The sequence below is a fragment of the Bradyrhizobium australiense genome (genome assembly GCF_013114825.1).
Lineage (GTDB): Bacteria > Pseudomonadota > Alphaproteobacteria > Rhizobiales > Xanthobacteraceae > Bradyrhizobium > Bradyrhizobium australiense.
This window is the reverse complement of record NZ_JAAVLX010000039.1, coordinates 1-1,078: the sequence shown is the minus strand read 5'-3', so window position 1 is coordinate 1,078 and position 1,078 is coordinate 1. Positions and strand designations below refer to the sequence as shown.

At 59.9% G+C, this 1,078-nt stretch carries 1 protein-coding gene and 1 pseudogene; one reads left to right on the top strand and one right to left on the bottom strand.

The genetic code is table 11. The annotated features are described in order from the left end of the window. A partial coding sequence (locus HCN58_RS35190; RefSeq protein ID WP_235984189.1) for a porin occupies nt 1-308 on the bottom strand: 308 nt, incomplete at its 3' end. Nucleotides 309-780: 472 nt separating this feature from the next. Here HCN58_RS35190 and HCN58_RS37870 point away from each other — a divergent pair. Further along, nucleotides 781-1,078: pseudogene (locus HCN58_RS37870) on the top strand (transposase); the annotation flags it as partial.

Below are 1,078 nucleotides of genomic sequence, written 5' to 3'. Positions count from 1 at the left end.
GCCCCGTCGAAGTAAGTGCGAACCAAGCCGTACTCGGTCGCGGTGCGAGTATCGATCGAGAGGCCCAGACGAGAGCGCGAGCTGTAATAGTCGCTCAGGCGGTTGCGAGCACCACCCACTCCACTGTTTGCCGCGTCAAAATGGTAGCTCGTGCCAAACGTAGTTTCAGCGCGCAGATAGCCACCCAGCTTGATGCACGTGTCGGAGCCCGGAATGTAATAGAACCCAGCGCCATACAGGGAGCAGATTTTAACGTACTCAACCGCTTTAGCCTTGATCGGGAGATCAGCCGCCTGCCACCCGCCCAAGGCAATCAGAGCCGCCGCCGAAACTAGAAGCGCCTAGTACTCAATTCGAGAGTTGCATGCTGAGAGAGATCTAAATTTGGTCAGTTCACAGAGCGTTTACACCGTGCGCAATTCCCGGCGCCGATGCGAAGGGGCGCGCCCGTCAAATCCGGGCAGAGCAAGTGGAGAGGAAGAGCGGAGCGTGGCTAGCTAGTAATGGATGATCAGAATTGCAGGGTCGAACACCCACGGCCAATACGGCACGGCGTGAACAGCCCATGCGCCGATGAATAACCCGCCGCCCACCGTTCTTTGAATTACCGCACAGCTCGCGGACGCGGAGCACCATATTAACGGCGCTACACGAACTTGCTTCGTTCGTCTTCCACTGACACGGCGCTGAATCAGCATGCGGTAGAGTTATCAGGCCCACGCCTGAACATCTCCTCAAGACATCGGACACACCAGTTGATTTCTTACGTTATTGCCCGAGGCCGCCGGCATCGTGGCGGCGATCGGCGACATCATCCGAATTCAACAGCCCGCAGAAGCTGGTGAGCTAACCCGCGGGTGCGGCAGTCCGAACTGGGAGCTGCCCATCACGGCCACATCAGCAAGATCGGCCGCAGTCATGCGCGCCATGCCGGTCGAGGCGGCGTGGGCAGCGGCCAAGGCGGCCCGGTCCACCACTGCACGTCTTTTTCGTGCGCATCCGCGCCCGGCGCGGCCATCAGATTGCCGCGGTGGCCGTGGCTCTCAAGCTCACTGTGCTCTGCTGGCATTTGGTAGCC